This window comes from Spirosoma litoris (genome assembly GCF_054776755.1).
In genome coordinates this window covers 67,458-86,649 of the sequence record NZ_BAAHBI010000035.1, presented here as the reverse complement: position 1 = coordinate 86,649, position 19,192 = coordinate 67,458, and the positions used below count along the sequence as shown (strand labels likewise).

At 44.5% G+C, this 19,192-nt stretch carries 16 protein-coding genes; 8 read left to right on the top strand and 8 right to left on the bottom strand.

What is annotated here, in order from left to right; all coding sequences use genetic code 11:
* The first annotated feature begins 20 nt into the window (after positions 1-20).
* Positions 21-1,127, top strand: a complete 1,107-nt coding sequence (locus tag ACYVGR_RS19675; protein WP_460959790.1) for an LBF_2804 family protein — start codon at positions 21-23, stop codon at positions 1,125-1,127.
* Positions 1,128-1,145: 18 nt separating this feature from the next.
* On the opposite strand, the gene gldE is transcribed toward ACYVGR_RS19675, so the two are convergent.
* The 3 genes from gldE to mutY all read right to left on the bottom strand — a co-directional run bounded on the left by gldE (position 1,146) and on the right by mutY (position 4,208).
* Entirely contained in the window at positions 1,146-2,492 is a 1,347-nt protein-coding gene (gene gldE, locus ACYVGR_RS19670) for a gliding motility-associated protein GldE (protein WP_460959788.1), read from the bottom strand.
* A 41-nt stretch (positions 2,493-2,533) separates the two neighbouring features.
* Positions 2,534-3,046 carry a single-stranded DNA-binding protein gene (locus ACYVGR_RS19665; RefSeq protein WP_460959786.1) on the bottom strand — a complete coding sequence of 171 codons (513 nt, stop codon included), beginning with the start codon at positions 3,044-3,046 and terminating at the stop codon, positions 2,534-2,536.
* Between the two features lie 73 nt (positions 3,047-3,119).
* On the bottom strand, positions 3,120-4,208 hold the full coding sequence (gene mutY / locus ACYVGR_RS19660) for an A/G-specific adenine glycosylase (protein ID WP_460959784.1): 1,089 nt from the start codon (positions 4,206-4,208) through the stop codon (positions 3,120-3,122).
* Between the two features lie 139 nt (positions 4,209-4,347).
* On the opposite strand from mutY, the gene ACYVGR_RS19655 reads away from it, so the two are divergent.
* From ACYVGR_RS19655 to ACYVGR_RS19645, 3 genes are all read left to right on the top strand, one after another.
* On the top strand, positions 4,348-4,650 hold the full coding sequence (locus tag ACYVGR_RS19655; protein ID WP_164041501.1) for an HU family DNA-binding protein: 303 nt from the start codon (positions 4,348-4,350) through the stop codon (positions 4,648-4,650).
* A gap of 68 nt (positions 4,651-4,718) precedes the next feature.
* Entirely contained in the window at positions 4,719-5,579 is an 861-nt protein-coding gene (locus ACYVGR_RS19650; protein WP_460959782.1) for a tetratricopeptide repeat protein, read from the top strand.
* A 381-nt stretch (positions 5,580-5,960) separates the two neighbouring features.
* Positions 5,961-7,520, top strand: a complete 1,560-nt coding sequence (locus ACYVGR_RS19645; RefSeq protein ID WP_460959780.1) for an Rne/Rng family ribonuclease — start codon at positions 5,961-5,963, stop codon at positions 7,518-7,520.
* A 90-nt stretch (positions 7,521-7,610) separates the two neighbouring features.
* Here ACYVGR_RS19645 and ACYVGR_RS19640 read toward each other — a convergent pair whose 3' ends face one another.
* Entirely contained in the window at positions 7,611-8,726 is a 1,116-nt protein-coding gene (locus tag ACYVGR_RS19640; RefSeq protein ID WP_460959778.1) for a lysophospholipid acyltransferase family protein, read from the bottom strand.
* 21 nt (positions 8,727-8,747) lie between these two features.
* Positions 8,748-8,924, bottom strand: coding sequence for a hypothetical protein (locus tag ACYVGR_RS19635; RefSeq protein ID WP_460959776.1), 177 nt, complete (start codon positions 8,922-8,924; stop codon positions 8,748-8,750).
* 162 nt (positions 8,925-9,086) lie between these two features.
* Between ACYVGR_RS19635 and ACYVGR_RS19630 the strand changes: the two genes are divergently transcribed.
* Entirely contained in the window at positions 9,087-10,094 is a 1,008-nt protein-coding gene (locus tag ACYVGR_RS19630; protein ID WP_460959774.1) for a LytTR family DNA-binding domain-containing protein, read from the top strand.
* Positions 10,095-11,060: 966 nt separating this feature from the next.
* On the top strand, positions 11,061-12,047 hold the full coding sequence (locus tag ACYVGR_RS19625; protein WP_460959772.1) for a LytTR family DNA-binding domain-containing protein: 987 nt from the start codon (positions 11,061-11,063) through the stop codon (positions 12,045-12,047).
* A gap of 4 nt (positions 12,048-12,051) precedes the next feature.
* On the opposite strand, the gene ACYVGR_RS19620 is transcribed toward ACYVGR_RS19625, so the two are convergent.
* Entirely contained in the window at positions 12,052-12,747 is a 696-nt protein-coding gene (locus ACYVGR_RS19620; RefSeq protein WP_460959770.1) for a LuxR C-terminal-related transcriptional regulator, read from the bottom strand.
* A 291-nt stretch (positions 12,748-13,038) separates the two neighbouring features.
* Here ACYVGR_RS19620 and ACYVGR_RS19615 point away from each other — a divergent pair, with 291 nt between their 5' ends.
* On the top strand, positions 13,039-13,422 hold the full coding sequence (locus tag ACYVGR_RS19615; protein WP_182460121.1) for a hypothetical protein: 384 nt from the start codon (positions 13,039-13,041) through the stop codon (positions 13,420-13,422).
* 79 nt (positions 13,423-13,501) lie between these two features.
* Here ACYVGR_RS19615 and dnaG read toward each other — a convergent pair whose 3' ends face one another.
* Positions 13,502-15,601 (bottom strand): DNA primase, encoded by a 2,100-nt coding sequence (gene dnaG, locus ACYVGR_RS19610; protein ID WP_460959768.1) that lies wholly within the window; start codon positions 15,599-15,601, stop codon positions 13,502-13,504.
* Positions 15,602-15,893: 292 nt separating this feature from the next.
* Here dnaG and ACYVGR_RS19605 point away from each other — a divergent pair, with 292 nt between their 5' ends.
* Entirely contained in the window at positions 15,894-17,192 is a 1,299-nt protein-coding gene (locus ACYVGR_RS19605) for a vanadium-dependent haloperoxidase (protein ID WP_460959766.1), read from the top strand.
* A 96-nt stretch (positions 17,193-17,288) separates the two neighbouring features.
* Here the strand turns inward: ACYVGR_RS19605 and ACYVGR_RS19600 are convergent, their stop codons facing one another.
* Positions 17,289-19,181 carry an amidophosphoribosyltransferase gene (locus ACYVGR_RS19600; RefSeq protein WP_460959764.1) on the bottom strand — a complete coding sequence of 631 codons (1,893 nt, stop codon included), beginning with the start codon at positions 19,179-19,181 and terminating at the stop codon, positions 17,289-17,291.
* Positions 19,182-19,192: the final 11 nt, after the last annotated feature.

Genomic DNA, 19,192 nt, shown 5'->3' with positions numbered 1-19,192 from the left:
CACTGTTACAAACCAAGATCATGTCTACCCGCCCTCCGAACAACAGTACTGGTCCACTTGACCATCTGTCGATGCGCTACTTGCGGCAGGTACTCGATATGGCACACCCCGCCGATGAGCCTTATGTGCTGAATGCTGTTGAAAGCCGAGTTATCCGCCGAATAAAACTTATAACCTTAACAATAGCTGCTCTGCTTGGCATAGTGGGCGTTTTGTTGTTTTACTGGCCTCAGGATTCATGGCCTGAATTGTTCAGTACAACAACTGTTCGCTTTCTGGGAAGTGCCTACGAGTTACCGCTTATTACCGTTTTATATAGCCTTTTATTGGTCTATCTGGAGGTGAATCTATTACTGGCGATTAACCTGTGGGGCGTAAAGTCGATTATGGAAATATGCCAGTTTCCTCGTGCTCACGACGCCCAATATGAACGTCATTTGCAATCACTGGCGAACGCTGCTTCCGAAAAATATCAGGGTTTCGTTCGATTTGGAACTGATCCGTACATGAGTGCACCGCGTTGGGGACTAACGATCTTTTTTCTGCTGAACACGGTCAAAGCGGCACTTAGTACGCTCGCGTTAAAATTGGTAGTAAAGCAATCGATTGGCCAATATACTTTACACCCCGTAACGAATCTGGCTGGTATGCCAATTTATGCGCTTTGGAATACCTGGGCATCCTGGCAAACGCTCCACGAAGCGCAGGTTCGGGTAATGGCACCCATTACGATTCGTGAGTTTGTTCATGAACTGCATGAAGAATGGGGCAAAAACGATCAATTTCGCCCCTTGATTCTGGAAGCTCTTCAATACGTTTCTATCCTGAAAAGGCAGCATAATTATGCCCACCTCATGCTTACCGAAACGTTGCTGGATCAATTTCATTTAGCTATTGATCAACCGCTGACAGGCAATTTTACCGAAAAGATGCTCAATGCTCCCATTGCCGTACGCCGAAGCCTGGAACGACTCATTGTATTCGGGGTTTTGGTTGATGGTAAGCTGTCGTGGCTCGAGAAAACTCGTTTGCGAGAGCTTCGCAAAAAGGGAATTCTGAGTTATTCTGCAAGTACAATCCAACAGATCGGAGCAGACTATAACCAAGGACGTGGACTTTGGGTATAAAAAAGTGATGATCTCCCCTTACCCTTCTGCTTCTTTCACCACGTCATTTTTCCGCACGCGTACTTCATTGATCCGTTTATCGTCGGCCGATAACACCTGAAACTGGAACCCATTGTAGGTCGTTTCTTCACCCGGTTTCGGAAGTCGGCTAAACAACTCCAGCAAGAGACCACCTAGTGATTCACTATCACCTTGAGCATCTTCGAAGGTTGTTGGGTCGACATTGAGCACCCGGCACACATCGGTTAGCGACATTTTACCCTCAAATATCACCGTTTGATCATCTTCCCGACGATAGCCCAGCGGATCTTCATCGTCGAACTCATCGTTTATATCTCCAAATATCTCTTCGATAATATCTTCCAGCGTTACCAGACCGCGTGTACCACCATACTCATCAACCACAATAGCGATGTGTACACGTCGCTTCTGAAAATCCTGAAGCAGGTCATCTACCTTCTTATTTTCAGGAATAAAAAATGCTGGCCGTAGCAACGATTGCCAACGAAACGAATCATCAGCATGTATGTGGGGTAGTAAGTCTTTTATATAAAGAATGCCTTCTATTTCGTCCAGCGATTCGCCATAAACCGGCACCCTTGAATAGCCCGATGCGTTGATTTGAGCCAGTAATTCGCTAAACGATAAGTCGTCGCTAACAGCCGAAATATCCAGTCTTGCCCGCATGACCTGACGAGCCGTCAGATTGCTAAAGTTGACAATACCCTTAAGAATTTCTTTTTCTTCAACAGTTGCATTAGCCCCTGTCAACTCCACCGCCTGGCTTAGCTCTTCTACAGATAATTTATAGCCCTTTCGCTGGATACGCTTATCAATCTGATTGCTCAAGTTCACCAGCATCATTGCCAATGGGCGGAATACGGCTAAACCAAGCTGTGCTAAAGGAGCAGTCTTACGAGCCACAATCAGGTTGTTCTGACTCGCGTATACTTTCGGTACAATTTCGCCAAACAAAACAATGGCAACTGTGGTCGCTAAGGCCGTAGCCGACAATATCCAGCCTGACTCTGACGAGATACGAGTTATCTCCCAGGTTAGGTAGGTTACGATAACAACAATGGCAATATTGAGTAAGTTATTGAAAATGACCAGCGATGCCAGCAACCGCTTAGGGCGTTCGAGAAGAGTGGCAATCCGTTTATCGTCGGCCTGCATGCTATCCCGACAGAAGGCACGATCATCGGGAGAAAGCGAGAAGAATGCTGCTTCTGATGCCGATACCAATCCAGCCAGCGTCAGCAGCAATAAAATCAGGGCCGTATAAGGGCCGTATAAATCAAAATAGGTGCTCCAGCCGTCTGCGGCTGGGAGCACCTGTCGAGGAAGAGGGTCACCAGGATCCATGTATATCAAATCTCGTTCAACAAAAGAGCAAGTTATGCAGGTTAGAACGGCAAATCGTCATCACCACTGTTGCTCTCAAAGGGCACCGGCTCAGGCTCCCTGCGCGATGGTGCAGCCTGTTGGCGTGCAGGCTGTGGCGCGGGTTGCTGACGGGCTGCGGGTTGTGGGGGAGCTGCCTGCTGGCGAGGTGCCTCATACGAAGGTTCCTCCTGCCGGTCGCTATTGGGGCTACCCAACAATTGCATTGTATTGGCCCGAACTCGTAGTGATGTGCGTTCTTTACCTTCTTTATCTGTCCACAATTCCGTCCGAAGACGACCTTCTACGTAAACAGAGTTTCCTTTTTTCAAATATTTTTCAGCCACTTTGGCTTGTTCATTCCAGAGTTCAATTCGGAACCACTCGGTTTGTTCTACTTTCTCCCCGGTTCGGGTTGTATATTTTTCAGTAGTTGCGACATTAAAGGTTGCCACAACTGCTCCACCATCAAGATAACGAACTTCAGGATCGGCACCTAAGTTACCGATAATTGTCATCTTATTAAGACTTGCCATACGCTTTGTTTTGTTGGTTACGTATAAAATTCCGTAGCGTTTAAGAGGATTAAAGATACTGAAATCTACCCACTTATCCAAACAGATTTTCCAAATAATTTGTGATCAATACGGGCTTTGGAAGGTCATTAATTTCGTCAATTGTAAACCAGTGTAAGTCGGTCGGTAAGCTTCCGGTAGGCTCATCAGGCAGATCAATCAGATAAAATTTAGCCCGAATCCGCTGGTGCGATAATAGCTGAACCGACTCGACCGGCAAACCCGCAATCCCCCCCTGCTGCACTAGATTCAGAGCCGCTTCAGGAAGCAACAGGTCTTGTAACGCATCTTGATGGTCTTCGGTTTCAAGCAAATAAAAATCGTGAAGATTTTGCCAGACATCCTTCGCTTTTCGTTCACGGAGAGCCAGCCTTCCCTTACTTCGAAAAATGAGGTACGTAAAGAACCGCTCGCGTACAGGTGCTTTTTTAGCTTTAACTGGCAATTGGTGTTGTCGTCCGGTCAAATAAGCAACACATCCTTGCTGCAACGGGCAAAGTAAACAATCAGGCGCAACAGGGGTACAATGAATGGCCCCAAACTCCATTATTGCCTGATTATAGGTTGCCGGATCGTCGGCTGATTGAATCAGACGGTTTGCCAGGGCCGCAAACGTTTTTTTTGCAGTCGTAGTGGTAATATCTTCTTCAATACCAAATACCCGTGCCAACACACGATAAACATTCCCATCGACAACAGGAACACGCTCTCCAAAGGCGAACGAAGCAATAGCAGCCGCGGTATAGGCGCCTATCCCCTTCATTTTCAACAAGTCCTGATACGTATCAGGGAACTTACCCTCTAATTGAAGAGTTACATAGCGAGCAGTCTGGTGCAGATTTCTGGCTCGGGAATAATAGCCTAATCCCTGCCAGAGCCGGAGCAGTTCCCGCTCATCGGCCTGAGCCAGATCGGCAACCGTTGCATAAGCATCCACGAAGCGTTCGTAATAAGGTTTCCCCTGCGCTACGCGGGTTTGCTGAAGAATGACTTCCGACAGCCAAATGCGATAAGGATCTCGCGTGTGGCGCCACGGCAGGTCACGTTTATGAACCGAATACCATTGCTCAAGAATAGGCGCAAATGAGGTTTCGATCGTGTTAAGGTCTGATAGCCAATTCAAAATAAAACAAAAAAATACGTCGTTACCAGGAAAAACGGAAGCAGAGGGTTTTTAATTTTATAGGAAAGCCCTACCTTTGTGCTCCCATTTTGAGACCCGAATTTTCAACAATACAGTAAACGTTAAAGTTTAAGAAGTCGTGACGAAAGCAGACGTAATTGCCGAGATCGCCGATAAGACCGGTATTGATAAGGCAGAAGTAACAAACACCCTGGAAACTTTCTTTTCAGTAGTTAAGGATTCATTGGCCGAGGGAGAGAACATTTATGTGAGAGGGTTCGGTAGCTTCATCAATAAGAAACGGGCTAAAAAAGTAGCTCGGAACATCTCGAAAAATACCGCTATGGTAATTGACGAGCACTTTATTCCGAGTTTCAAACCCGCCAAGGTTTTTGTTGAGCAGGTAAAAACCAGCGACAAAGCGAAAGTAACTGCTGAGTAAGCAACGTTGCCCGAAAGACTACAAATTGGTAGACTGGCTCAGGCATTTGCATTGTGACGATTTCCATCATGAATAAATTCGTATTGCTCGTTGTCTTGTTGGCTGCAGCCCTAACGGTTGGATTATACACCTTGCCGAAGGTAGTTGTACGAAATGAAAGTAAGCAACTAGCAGGTGGACGTTCAGTGCAAATGTCTGGAGCTGGGAAGTCAGATGCTGGCTCGCCTAATGTAGCTGATAAGGCTAACGGCTCCCCGATTCATGAAAAGCCATTGTTGCCTGAGCAGCAAAAACGGTTGGTAACACTCCAAACTGAATTTGCAAAAGCAACTCCGGCAGAGAAAGAGGCCGTTGGTGTGAAGCTTATCAGCTTATTGCATGAGGTAACTCGCTACGACAGCGCAGCGCATTATGCGGAGGAGTTGGCAACTGCTCAACCAACGGAACGGAATCTATTACGAGCCGGGGATGAGTACTTTGAAGCTTACACATTTGCTGTCGATGAAAAGAAGACAGCGCTTTTAGGTCAGAAAACTCGTGATTTATACGGGCAGGCACTGGCTAAAAATCCAAACCTGCTATCGGCAAAGGCCAATATGGCCATGACTTACGTCAATACCGATACGCCAATGCAGGGTATTATGCTCTTGCGTGAGGTAATCAAGCAGGACCCAACGAATGAACTAGCTCTGTTCAACTTAGGCCTGCTATCCATGCGGTCTAACCAATACGAACGAGCTATTGAGCGATTCCGACAAATACTGGTCAACAACCCGTCGAGTCGGAAAGCTAAATTTTATTTGGGGGTTAGTTTAGCAGAAGCTGGTCAGAAAACCGAAGCAAAACAGGTGCTGGCCCAAGTAAAGCAGCAGGAGAAAGACCCGCAAATTCTGGCCGCCGTTCGTGAATACGAAGAGCGGTTGAAGTGAGTTATACAGTTGACCAGTTAGCGGATTGATAAGTTTATTAGCCAGTCGCATAACTATACAACTTTAAAACTATACAACTTTTTAGGACCTGGCCGGTTGGTAGGTCGACACATATTTTAACCATTAAATTAGTTTGCTATGCCTTGCGGTAAGAAACGGAAACGGCACAAGATTGCCACTCACAAGCGGAAAAAACGGCTCAGAAAAAATCGGCACAAGAAGAAATAGTCGGCGGTAGGCAGTCAACAGTCTGTCTGTTATGCTTATAACTGCCTTCTGCAATTACCTACTGCCTACCTATTTGAAGCCTCGGCCGGTCTGCAAAGCCCGAACGTGGCTTCTTTCTTTTTATATAGCCATTCTTAACCGTACATTCATCTTGTGAGTAATGAATTAGTTATCAGTTCGACTCAGAAAGGTGATCGGATTGCGCTCTTGCAAAACAAGAGATTGCTGGAGTATCACGAAGAAGAGTTAGACAGCAGCTTCACCGTTGGCGATCTTTACTTAGGAACAGTCAAGAAATTATCATCGGGCCTCAACGCTGCTTTCGTAGACGTTGGCCACGAGAAAGACGGTTTTTTGCACTACCAGGATTTAGGACCGAATATTAATTCGCTCAATAAACTGGTTAAAGATGTAATCGCCAAGCGCGTCACAAACGGACGGCTCAGCGGTAAGCTAGAGCCACCTATCGAGAAAATCGGGAAAATCGATAAGGTGCTGACGAAAAACGCTCCCATTCTGGTTCAGGTGGTGAAAGAACCCATCTCAACCAAAGGTCCACGCCTTTCCTGCGACATTTCAATTGCAGGTCGTTATTTAGTTCTGGTGCCATTTTCAGATGGCGTAAACCTTTCAAAGAAAATCACCGACCGCGCCGAACGGTCGAGGTTAATGCGTCTGATGTCGTCGCTAAAACCACAAAATTTCGGTGTTATTGTACGAACAGTTGCGCAGGATAAAGATGTAGAAGAGCTTGATCGCGATCTGCAAAACTCTCTTGCCAAATGGGACCAAGCCCTTAAATCGCTGGCTGATGCCAAACCACGCGATCGTGTGTTAGGCGAAATGAACCGGGCATCGTCTATTTTACGTGATATGCTCAATGAGTCATTTGAGAGTATTACAGTAGATACCCGTGAGTCCTACGACGAAATCAGGGATTATATTCATACCATTGCCCCAGACAAAGAGAAAATTGTTAAGCTCTACAGTGGCAAAGTAAAAGTTTTTGAGGCCTTAGGCCTTGAAAAACAGCTAAAATCGCTCTTTGGGCGGTCGGTAAGTCTACCAGGTGGTGGCTATCTGATTATTGAACATACTGAAGCGCTACACGTTATTGATGTTAACAGTGGTAACAAGTCTAATTCAGAAGAAGACCAGGAAGCCACCGCTATTAGTGTCAACCGTGAAGCTGCGAAGGAAATAGCCCGTCAACTGCGCCTACGCGATATGGGGGGAATTATTGTCGTGGATTTCATTGACATGAAGAAAGCAGAGAACAAGAAACTTCTGCAAGACATCATGCGCGATGAAATGAAACCAGAGCGCTCTAAGTTTACCATTCTCCCCCTCACAAAATTTGGCCTGATGCAGATTACGCGTCAACGCGTCCGGCCCGAAATGAATATTGTTACCCGCGAGGTATGTCCAACTTGTGGAGGAACTGGAACGATCCAGGCCAGCGTGTTAGTAACAGATGTAATCGAAAATAATCTCGATTATATACTCACTAAGCAGAATGAGCGCGGTATCTCGATCTCGATGAATCCATTTTTATATGCTTATTATACTAAGGGCATTTACTCAAAACAAATGCAATGGTTTATAAAGTACAAAACTTGGGTTAAAGTTGTCAAAGACAGCTCCTTAGGCATCGTTAATTTTAAATTCTTCCACAAATCGGGGGAAGAAATAGAGATCAGTAATAATTCCTAGTAACGTAGTAAAATTTTACTACGTTTTACTACATATTAAGAAGCCCAATTAGGTGATCTAATTGGGCTTCTTAATTATTTGAAAGTGTACTTAATGAAGTACTTCCATATCGACTAATTCGCTAAACACCTCCTGACCAACCACATCTTCGACCGAGTCTACCTCATGAAGATTCAGGAGCAAGTCCCGTAAATCTTCAGTAATCTCATAGGTTTGATATAGTTTCCGGTCGAATAAGATTGGCGCCTGTTCCAAATCACACAATGAGTAGCGATTTTCATTAAAAGCAAGGCGTTTGACCTGATAGCTTAAAGAATTATTCTTGACTATTTCTGGCTCCAAAAATAAGTGAATGAAGTTCCAGCCTTCCCATTGGCCTGGGTATTGTTTCAGATAAGGCCAAAATGAATCGTATAACTGCTGCATAGCCTCCTGGCAATACATGTCCCGATCGCTTCGTACAATTGGACGAATTGGTTTAAGACAATGCAGCACATTGCTCATATCAGACTTTCGATAACTTACCACCGGTATGATAGGCACACCAGCCGCATGGGATAGATAGCCAACTCCTTTCCGTGTTAAGACACGGCGCTGGCCAAAACGCACCGACAAAAATTGAGATTCCTCTCCAGCTTCAGGAGCCGTCTCGGGACTCCCATCTACGAAAACAATAAGGGAACGACCTGCTTTAAGCTCACGTAGTACGGTTAATCCGGCAGATGGACTGCCTGCTTCAACCACCCGAAACACATTAGTAAGGCCATGTTTTTCCCGCAACCCTTCAATATGTTCCGTCATTTCTGCGCCCTGGCTACGGTTCATGTTACTGCCAACCAGTAACACGCAGTCAACTCCCTTGCGAAACAACACACTGGTCAACAATCGGTACGACCCGAGGTGATACGTGCAATAAATTTTGGGGCTATGCTCTTTATCCAGCACGTTATGGGCTCCACGCAACTTTACCAGATCACCTGCTGTTAAACACTTCTGATCAAACGTTGTGAAGACTTGTTGCAACAATAGCTCCCGAAAAAGCATTTCGTGGTCTTTACGGGGTATTGAAGGAAGTAAATTCTCAACATTTGCAGAGAATGTTGTATACTTCATTAAATAACCCCGTTCTTTGGACAAGTCCACCTGTTCGAAGTGGTGGCGACAGGTTTCTAGCTCCTGTTTGTAAAGTTGCCGTGTGGTAAGCATAGCTACTGTAGCTTAATTAGATTAAAGCGAGAAAACGGGCTTGGGATTAGCAAGGCTAGTAAAATCCGTATAAAAACCACCACAACATGGCGTACTATCAGCTGTTAAGTTTAACAGCTTCGATGATTCTAATTTAGTAGCTGGTGTAAGAACATTTTTAATTACTTGAGCTGGCTTGATAATAAATTGCTTTTTCATGGCGATTTGATTTTATCTATTTGATAAGTTGTTGCTTGTTTTTGTTGATACAAAGCTACCGGCTTATCAGAGGCTCATCAATCGCAAAAAAGTCCCGATTATTCGTTGTAATTAGTTAAAATTTACCAGTATATTAGTCCAAATTTTCTTTAAGAAGACCATATGAAGGAGATTCGAATCACTCGAGCTTTCCTGAAGAAGCCATTTAACAGTCTACTTATACTACTGGCAATTGTAGTATTGATTGAGGCTGTTGGTTGGTCTGTTATCCCCAACTCAAAACTAAAGCTAGTTGACAAAGCAGGGGGAGCGATAAATTATATCGGCATACTTGTTAGTACCTTATTTGTTCCCGAGTTATGTACTTTGCTCATTACAATTGCACTTATTAACCTCTTCCATAGTTTACGGGGTGTATATGTTGTTGAAAATACTTGGCGTTCTATCGGTCGATATGAATTACGTTGCTTACCTGTTTTAGCCTTCGCTTTTTGGATTTTCGATCCAATCACCCAAACTGTTCGTTATTTTTTAGAGAAATACCCAGATTATTCATGGCCAGAATACTGGAAAAATTATATTCTTTATACATTCAATTGGTCAACGTATTTCATATACTTGTTTCCGGTAATCCTTATAGGCTATTCAGCTATAAATATTTCATTACTTCAGGATTACCTAAAACAACGCCGAGAGGCCCAGGAAGCTGCCGAAGCCGAAGCTGCTGAAGCTGCTCAAAAAGTTTTAGCCTTATCCGAAACATTCTCCCCGCCACCTGTTCCCACCGCTCCTTCGCCTTATCTCAGCTATCTGAAAGGCAAAAACAATCTGGGTGAAATAGACTTCCCGGTTAATGAAGCCTATTACTTCACCGTTGAGGATCGGTTCTATTATGCCGAAACGCTGAAGGAACGATATATGGTCAGCAAAACGCTAAACGATCTTGAGACGGAACTAGACCCGACGCAGTTTTTCCGGATTAAGCGCGATTATATTGTTAACCGCCAGGCGGTGTTACATTACTCATATTGGGAAAATGGTAAGTATATCGTTACGCTCAATACGCCTGATCATCATAAGATTATTGTTCCCCGCGTTCGAATGCATGAGTTTCGGGAATGGCTACAGGGTCGTGATGCCAGTAAGCCAGAACATGCTAATCTATTATAGTTCGCTCAGGTCGTTAATCTACCTTCCTTTTTATACGCCCAATCTTTTCCTCCGCTAAAGCAATAGCTATTGGTCATGCCACATATGACTGATTGTGGGTTTGAATATCATTTGTTGATTTAATTTATCGAATGCTTTCTGTCTGAAATCACCTATTTTATGTGTGATTTCACCTAAATAGCTCAATTGCTTCACTAATTAGGCCAGCATCGAGCTACTTTTCTCGTTACTATACACGTTCTGCGTGTCCCTTAACCTCTATTGATTACTAATACTAGCGCGTACCCAAATACGTATGATTTTCTATTCTGCTAGTCATTTATTGCAAGGCGATTGGTATAAAAAATTACCTTACTTCTAATTTTTTAAGTGATTTCGTCCGGCCAAATGGTGATTTCAGTCAAAACGGGTTGCTTTCTTCTTAGAGGCCCTTCTACTTTCGGCTCAGTATATCAAAGCTTTCCGCTTATCCACCTCCTAAAATCAGCTCAGTGTGCCATGTCAAACTTAAGAGACGCGATAGCCGTCAATTAGCTATAGGCTTATTAGTTCTAACTGCTCTACAATCTTCAGAACAGCCCTTCACTAGCCCGAGCCCAGTCAATAATCAGCACAAATCTCTCAAAAGTTAGAGCTAAGCGAATATTTCAGTTCACCCGGCGGTACCACGAGCGTTAAAAATGATAAGCCCCTACTAATTAAACTAGTAGGGGCTTATTATATGCAAGCAGCCCACTTTTGGTTGTTGTGATACAACAGGAGTCAACACTTTAACCCAAATTCAGTAGGATATTTAGCATAAGAAAGATCATTTTCAAACAGTATATAGTCTCCAACAATATCCTTATTTACCCAGAGTACGCTAGGTATTACCTAAATATTAATAACAAAAATGATACCTTACTTAGTCAAATTGGTCTAGTTATTATGTCTATATTAGTACTCTATTTTAATAAAGCTTAGCGTATGAACGAAATTCGACTTACACGGGCCTTTCTAAAAAATCCGTTGAATAGTGTATTTATATTATTAGGAGTTATAGCATTAATTGAAGCGGTAAGCTGGTCCATCGGGTATATCCTAAAGCTTCAAATCGTTGTTGATGCAGGGGGACCTTTTCAGTATGTTGGCATATTAGTCAGTAGTCTTTTTATACCTGAATTATTTACACTGTTTACAATCGTTACCCTCATTAATTGTTTCCATAGCATTAGACATATATATACAGTAGAAAACACTTGGCGTTCTATCAGTCAATATGAATTACGTTTTTTACCTCTTCTAGCATTATCATTTTTAGTCTTCAACCCATTCACTCAAACTATTCGCTACTTTTTAGAGAGTGGACCTGATTATTCTTGGGCGGAGTACTGGAAGGAGTACATCGTACATACGTATAGTTGGAAAATTTATTTCAAATATTTGTTCCCTGTTATTTTAATTGGCTACATCGCGCTTAACATATCACTCCTTAAAGACTACTTAAATCAACGACGAGAAGCTCAGGAAACTGCCGAAGCTGAAGGATATCAGAAAGCATTGGTACATCTAGCAGCTGAATCACCGAAACCAACAGTTTTCTCCCCCTATCTGACGCATCTAAAAGGCCGAAATACAACTGGAGAGCTGGACTTCCCGGTCAATGATGTCTATTATTTCACTATTGAAGATCGGCTCTACTATGCCGAGTTGGCTAAAGGACGCTATTCAATCAGTAAAACCTTAAATGAACTGGAAGCGGAGCTAAACCCCGCTCATTTTTTGCGCATTAAGCGGGATTATATCGTTAACCGACAGGCAATAGAAAGCTATACCCATTGGGAAAATGGGAAATATAGCATCAGGCTCAACACGCCTAAACCACACACTATCGTTATACCACGCACCCGGATGCAGGAACTTCGTGAATGGTTACAACAAGAAGACTTGCAGCCGTTCGAAACGGTTTCCTAGCAATTTAGAGATAGTTTTTTACTGCAATACTGTAGCGAGGCAATTGCCGGATACTATCTAGATTGAGTTTTTTGGCGATGTGGGCTTTGTGGTTTACGGCCGTTCGGTAACTGATATTTAACCGATCAGCAATTTCGTTAGCTGTATGCCCACTGGCAACCATCCGTAACACTTCTCGTTCGCGCTCGGTCAGGCGATTTAGTTCTTCCCGTGTCGATTCAGAAATAATATCGACACCGAAGTTTTTGAGTAAATCCATGAATCCGCTGCTGTAATAACAACCTCCGTTACTAACAGTTTGGAAACAGCGGTACAACTCTTCTAAACCATCGGTGGCATATAAAAACCCAAAGAATCCTTTTTGCATAGCCTTAGCTACCGTTCGGAGATCGGGTTTGCGCGTATATAAAATGAACTTCGTTTGCTGATTGGCGCTCTGCATCTGATCGACGATTTCGAAGCTTTGTTCGCCCGAAATTTCAGATTCCAGAATAACACATTTGGGGCGCTTCACCATAATCTGCTGAAGTGTGTCTTCCATTTCAACAGCACGGCCAACAACATTGTAGCCTTGTTCCTTCAATAATTGGCTTAAGACTTCGCAGGTGAACAGCTCTGATTGAGCAACGAGAATAGAAAAGTCTCGCCTACGAATAGCGAAGTTTTTGGTGACCTCTTGGACACCGATTGATTGATTCATGGTCTATTACATATATGGGTGGATGAATGTACTACCAATACTTGGATTTTTATAACACACTGTGAATGAAATCAACAATTTTAAGTATGAAACAAACCAAAAGGTTTGAATACCCCAGTTTAATTCACAGAAAAGCGAGATAAGCACCCATTTAGCGTAGGGTGATTTCACACTTTTTGGGTGATTTCACACCAAAAATGGGTGATTTCACTCAGATTGGTTTGTTTTCAGTAATTGCAAGGGCCAATTTTGATCAAGTCAATTGCAAAACACGTTTAGCCAAGTAGGGTGATGAATCAGGAAGAATCAGCAGTATTTTCTAGCTACGAAGCGTCAGCAGAAGAGATACAAAAAGTGATTATGGAATGGGCAAGAGCGACAGAAGCGTTTCATGGCCGCTATGCCAAACTGAATCAGGTCATCAATTCCTTACAAGTTGCGGCACGCCGTAATCCCAAATTTAACCGGACTCGGTTGCGGCAACTGATTGATTTACGTGAGCACATGAGTGACGTTCTGATGACTCTGCTACTCGACATGTCGGGGCAGAAGTCTGGTCGCTCAGCTCAGCCTTCAAAACCGGGTCAGCTTCATTCGCATGCCAGCTTGCTGGACGAACTGAACCGTAAAATTGATGCCGAACTGATTAGCTTCACAACGGTAGCTCAAGCGTAGTGTTCACCCTCCCCTGTTGATAAAGGTAAGCCCCACTCTATGATATATAGCTGGGGCTTTTTTATGCTTTGTTTCTTCTTTAACCGGAGATAACCGTTCCTAATAAACCCGATATCTCCATATCAATACGCTTGAAGTGCATAAACTCGGTCAGAAGCTGATCCGACTCCTCAGGCGTTTTATTTCTCGATTCACGAAGCAGTTGCTGCAAAGCTGTCATTCGCTGTTCAGCGAGTATTTTTTTGATTCGCAGGATATTTCGGTAGGCGGCATCCGCCAAAATACCTATTTCCTCTTCTGATGGCACAAAGATCTCATGCTTTCCCCAACCATCACTGATTTCATAACGGGGTGTTGTTAGATGAATTGCTTCATGCTGCAATTCCACGTCTCTATCGCTATTCCCTTCTCCTGGTTGTCGGCTTAAGAAATCGTTCGCAGTCAGTATATCGCCCCGATTATAGGCTTCCCGAAATAACGTCAGAATAAGGTCGTAGGGTGATGTTTGAAACTCAATATCGTGGAGTTCACTCAATACGTACTGACAGAGTGTAATACCCGGCTCAAGTTCTCGTATGCCATGATTTATTAATAATCGAACGCATTCTTCTTCCTGATATGATATAGGCGTTTTAACAGCCTTTACGCGCTCAACAGGAGCCGACTGCCTACCTGGGGCTACATCAAGCCCAAAATCGCTTAAATCAGGCGATTCGACGCTGAATCCATCTAGCATCGAATTTATATCGTCTAACGAAGGCTCATTCGTACTTAAAGTATTACTTGAAGATGGTTGTTGCCTTCCTGCACCCGCCGAACGTTGTTGGCGTTCAGAATCTTTCTTAGTTTGCTCCTGCTGTTTTCGCAGTAACCGGTTGATTTCAGAAATAACGGACTGCTCACTCACGTGAAATACCTGCGCAACGCGCTGCGAGAGTGTCTGGCGTTTCAGCGGATCGGGTATTCTAGTGATACTGGCACATACATCGGATATACCCTCGGCCCGCTTTAACGGATTATCACCAGCTTCGGTTAGCCATCGGCTGGCTTTGAAGTCAATAAAATCCTGAGAATGCTCTTTGATATACGTTTTAAAGGCATCTGCCCCGACTTTATGCACATAACTGTCCGGATCTTCGCCGTCAGGCAGTAATAGCAAGCGAAGATTTAGTCCTTCTTCCAGAACCATGTCCAGACCACGCAGAGCTGCTTTAATACCAGCGGCATCGCCATCGTAAAGAATCGTGACGTTTGGCGTAAATCGGGCAATGAGTCGAATCTGCTCGGTTGTCAGCGAAGTACCCGACGAAGCCACTACGTTTTTGATGCCTGCCTGGTGCAGTGAAATAACATCTGTATAGCCTTCTGTCAAATAGCAAACATCTTCTTGCCGGATGGATTGTTTGGCCTGGAAAATCCCGTATAATACCTGGCTTTTATGGTAAACTGTCGTTTCAGGCGAATTGAGGTATTTAGGCTGATTCTTATCCGTTTTCAGAATCCGAGCCCCAAACGCAATTACCCGGCCTGATACGTTGTGGATCGGGAACATAACCCGCCCTCTGAACCGGTCAAATACTTTATTATCTCCTCCAGCGTTGCCTTCCTTAATTAAAATTAGACCGGCTTTTTCAAGTAGATCCCGACTATAACCTCTCCGTTGACCTTCCAGTAAGAGAGAGTCCCATTGGTCGAGTGTGTAGCCAAGCTCAAACGCTTCCATAGTTGGGTTCGTAAAACCCCGCTCGCGGAAGTAACTTAAGCCGATGCTTTTTCCCTCATCAGTTTTCAGGAGTGTTTCCTGAAAAAACGTTTTGGCGAAGTTGAGCACGATAAGAAGGCTTTCCCGCTCATTCTGCCGCAATAGGTCTTCTGGAGTCTGCTCTTCTTCTTCAATTTCTATACCATACTTTTTGGCCAGATACCGTAGCGATTCGCCATAACCGATATTCTCAATGTCCATCACAAACCGAACAGCATCGCCTGCTTTTCCGCACCCAAAGCACTTATAAATCTGTCGGGTTGGGTTTACATTGAACGAGGGTGTTTTCTCATTATGAAAAGGGCAGCAGGCTATGTAATTGCTTCCGCGCTTCTTCAGGGAAACGAAATCGTTTATAACCTCCAGAATGTCGACAGATTGGCGAATTCGTTCAACGGTCTCTTCGGGAATACGCATTAGAGATGATCAGGTTTAATCAAGTATTAAATCTACAACGAAGTTAACGTATTGTGTACAGCGGTGTCAATAGATGTAATTTTCGGGCCTTTTTTCTGGCAACATTTTTGCTAAACTCCCTATTGACGTTCTGCCGCATCGCCAATACATCTACTTTTTTTATTCGATTCACCGTATGAATGTACATTTTCCTTTTACCAGTAAGGGCTCAACTATAAGGTATGGCTCTCAACGCACCCATTTAAACCTACTTGCTACACTCCTATTTGTTGCATTTCTGCAGGCTTGTCGAATGCAGTCTACGGATGACGTTCAGCCAACCTTAACGACAGGTAAAGCAGCCGATCAATATTCAGCCGATGTTGCCAATGCATGGGCAGCTCTGCAATTGAAACTAACGAAAACCACCCCAGGTTTCAGTCCCCCTGTAGCATCACGGGCTTTTGGCTACGCAGGTCTAACCATGTATGAATCGGTTATTCCGGGTATTGCCAATCGCAAGTCTATGGTCGGTCAGCTTCAGGGTTTAACTTCACTTCCACAGGCAGAAGCTGGTAAGGAGTACAATTGGGCCATCAGCGCCAATGCAGCCCAAGCCCAGATAATACGCAGCCTATTCCCAACCACCAGTGCCGCAAATAAAGCGATCATTGACTCTCTCGAAACAGTCTTGCTAACCGCCAATAAAGCAACTGATGAAACGGTCAACGAGCGGTCGATCTCTTTTGGGAAGAAAATAGCCGACGCTTTATTCGAGTGGTCGAAAACCGATGGGGGCGATGCCGGCTATACCCGCAATTTCCCCGCAAGTTATGTTGTACCTACGGGAGCTGGTATGTGGCAGCCAACCGAAAATGGCCAAAAGATTCCGATGCAACCTTACTGGGGTAAAAATCGGACGTTTGTTAAGGCAAATAACGATCTGCCAATGCCTAAACCGCTGGCCTATTCAACCGATGTTAAATCCGCTATTTTCAATCAGTATCTTGACGTCTATAACAAGGGGAAAAGTTTGACCCAAACGGAAAAAGAGATTTCTCTCTGGTGGTCCGATAATCCAGGCGATTCGTTTACTCCTCCTGGGCATTCGTACAGCCTTGCCCGTATTGCTGTAACGGCTACCAAAGCAAATCTAGCTAAAGCCGCCGAAACGTTTGCTCGTACCGGTATGGCCGTTGCCGATGCCTTTATTTTATGCTGGCGCTGCAAGTTCACTTACAATAATATACGGCCTTATAATTACGTCCGGTTGACTGTCGATCCGGCCTGGGTGCCTTTTTGGCCAGCTCCACCATTTCCAGGTTACCCATCGGGTCATGCGACTCAATCATCGTCGGCAGCCGTCGTATTGACCGCGTTATTCGGTGAAAACTTTGCGTTTACGGATGACTCACACGTTGGTCGTCCTGACGATCCGCTACGGCACATTGCCTTTAAAGCCCGCTCGTTCACTTCCTTTGCAGCATCAGCCCAGGAATCTGCCGATTCACGCTTCTACGGCAATATTCACACTCGTCAGGATAACGAAACAGGTTTAGCCGAAGGGAAGAAAATTGGTGCTAACATTAATGCGCTGGCCTGGGAGAAATAAGCAAAAAGTAAAGTGGGTGGAGTACGTGAAGTAGTTATGCCTATGCGCAGGAACTAACTTCACGTACTCCACCCACTTTACTTTTTACTAAAAGGGCTAATAGGCTCTTACCAATTTCCCTTCCATGAAGTTCACAAAGGCTTTGTTGACCACTACATTGCCACCGGGGGTTGGGTAGTTACCCGTAAAATACCAGTCGCCCGAATGGTTAGGACAGGCTTTATGTAAATTTTCAACCGTCTGATAAACAACCGCTACTTCGGCTTTCAGATCAGATGGTGTAACAATTTGCGCTACTTTTTTAGATAATTCTTCGTGTGTAAAGGGATCAAACAGAGCCTTTACATAGTTCTGTTGATTGGCATTGCCCGACTCAATTGCTGCCACGCACTGAGCATAAACTTCATCCAGCAAATCGTCCATACCCCGCTCCCGAAGTAATTCGAGCGCAGCCCGGAAGCCAATAAACTCCTTGAACTTCGACATATCGATGCCGTAACAGTCTGGGAAGCGAATCTGAGGAGCCGACGAAACAATAATGATCTTTTTAGGGCCTAGCCGATCCAGCATACGCAGGATACTTTTCTCGAGCGTAGTTCCCCGCACAATCGAGTCATCGACCACAACGACGTTGTCCTGGCCTTTTTTGATGACCTCAAACGTAGTGTCGTATACATGCGACACCATATCATCCCGCTGCGAATCGTCGGTGATGAACGTTCGGAGTTTTACGTCTTTGGCGACCAGCTTTTCAATTCGAGGCCTAAACGAAAGTACCCGATCCAGCTCTTCCTCGAACAGAATTCCTTCCATAATCGCTTTTTTGCGTTGTTTATAGAGGTATTCTTCCAGACCCTCAACCATGCCAAAGAAGGCAGTTTCGGCTGTGTTCGGTATATAGGAGAAAACAGTGTTTTCGAGATCGTAGTCAATTTCTTTGAGAATCTGCGGAATCAGCAGTTTACCCAATGCCTTACGCTCGTTGTAGATATCTGGATCGGTAGCCCGCGAGAAATAAATCCGCTCGAAACTGCACGATTTCTTTTCAATGGGTGTAACGAACTCCTGCTCTGCATACTCACCATATTTATCGACAATGAGCGCATGCCCAGGTTTCACTTCCTGAATAGCACTATAATCGACGTTGAAGGCAGTTTTGATAGCCGGTTTCTCCGAAGCAACGACAACTACTTCGTCGTCGGCATAATAATAGGCAGGCCGAATACCAGCTGGATCACGAGCAACGAATGCGGCACCATAACCTGTCATGCCTACCATGGCGTATCCACCGTCGAAATCACGACAAGAACGGTGCAAAACACGCTGAAGGTCCAGATTATCTTCAATAATATCCGACAAATCCGGGTTTTCATAGATCCCTTTAAAACGTTCGAATACGCGCTGGTTCTCTTCGTCCAGAAAGTGTCCGATTTTTTCCATCACCGTAATCGTGTCAACTTTATCCTTGGGATGTTGACCCAGCGAAACCAGTTTTTTGAACAGGTCATCAACATTCGTCATGTTGAAATTACCCGCTACCACCAGATTACGGCTCCGCCAGTTACTTTGCCGAAGCATTGGATGACAGTTTTCGATTTCGTTGGCACCGTGTGTGCCATATCGAAGGTGGCCCATCCAGACTTCGCCCGTAAAGGCAATGTTTTCCTGGAGCCATTTTGCATCCTTAGCTTTGTCTTTGTTGCCTTTGAGGGCTTTACGGAATTTCTTATTGACTTTTTCGAAGATGTCCGTTACAGGTCGCTGATCAACTGATCGATATCGGCTGATATAACGGCTACCGGCCGGAACATCAATTTTTATATTGGCGATACCGGCACCGTCCTGGCCTCGGTTAACCTGCTTTTCCATGAGCAGGTAGAGTTTGTTGGCTCCATAAAGAGCCGTTCCGTACTTATCTATGTAATATTGGTACGGTTTGCGGAGCCGGATTAAGGCTATACCGCACTCATGCTTAATGGCGTCGCTCATGAGAGAGTTTG

Bases quoted from the DNA above. Each gene is read 5' to 3' on its own strand.
- dnaG (WP_460959768.1), bottom strand. From the start codon at position 15,601: ATGCGTATTCCCGAAGAGACCGTTGAACGAATTCGCCAATCTGTCGAC.
- ACYVGR_RS19615 (WP_182460121.1), top strand. From the start codon at position 13,039: ATGAATCAGGAAGAATCAGCAGTATTTTCTAGCTACGAAGCGTCAGCA.
- ACYVGR_RS19675 (WP_460959790.1), top strand. From the start codon at position 21: ATGTCTACCCGCCCTCCGAACAACAGTACTGGTCCACTTGACCATCTG.
- gldE (WP_460959788.1), bottom strand. From the start codon at position 2,492: ATGGATCCTGGTGACCCTCTTCCTCGACAGGTGCTCCCAGCCGCAGAC.
- ACYVGR_RS19640 (WP_460959778.1), bottom strand. From the start codon at position 8,726: ATGCTTACCACACGGCAACTTTACAAACAGGAGCTAGAAACCTGTCGC.
- ACYVGR_RS19620 (WP_460959770.1), bottom strand. From the start codon at position 12,747: ATGAATCAATCAATCGGTGTCCAAGAGGTCACCAAAAACTTCGCTATT.
- ACYVGR_RS19635 (WP_460959776.1), bottom strand. From the start codon at position 8,924: ATGAAAAAGCAATTTATTATCAAGCCAGCTCAAGTAATTAAAAATGTT.
- ACYVGR_RS19600 (WP_460959764.1), bottom strand. From the start codon at position 19,181: ATGAGCGACGCCATTAAGCATGAGTGCGGTATAGCCTTAATCCGGCTC.
- ACYVGR_RS19605 (WP_460959766.1), top strand. From the start codon at position 15,894: ATGCAGTCTACGGATGACGTTCAGCCAACCTTAACGACAGGTAAAGCA.
- ACYVGR_RS19665 (WP_460959786.1), bottom strand. From the start codon at position 3,046: ATGGCAAGTCTTAATAAGATGACAATTATCGGTAACTTAGGTGCCGAT.
- ACYVGR_RS19650 (WP_460959782.1), top strand. From the start codon at position 4,719: ATGAATAAATTCGTATTGCTCGTTGTCTTGTTGGCTGCAGCCCTAACG.
- ACYVGR_RS19630 (WP_460959774.1), top strand. From the start codon at position 9,087: ATGAAGGAGATTCGAATCACTCGAGCTTTCCTGAAGAAGCCATTTAAC.
- ACYVGR_RS19625 (WP_460959772.1), top strand. From the start codon at position 11,061: ATGAACGAAATTCGACTTACACGGGCCTTTCTAAAAAATCCGTTGAAT.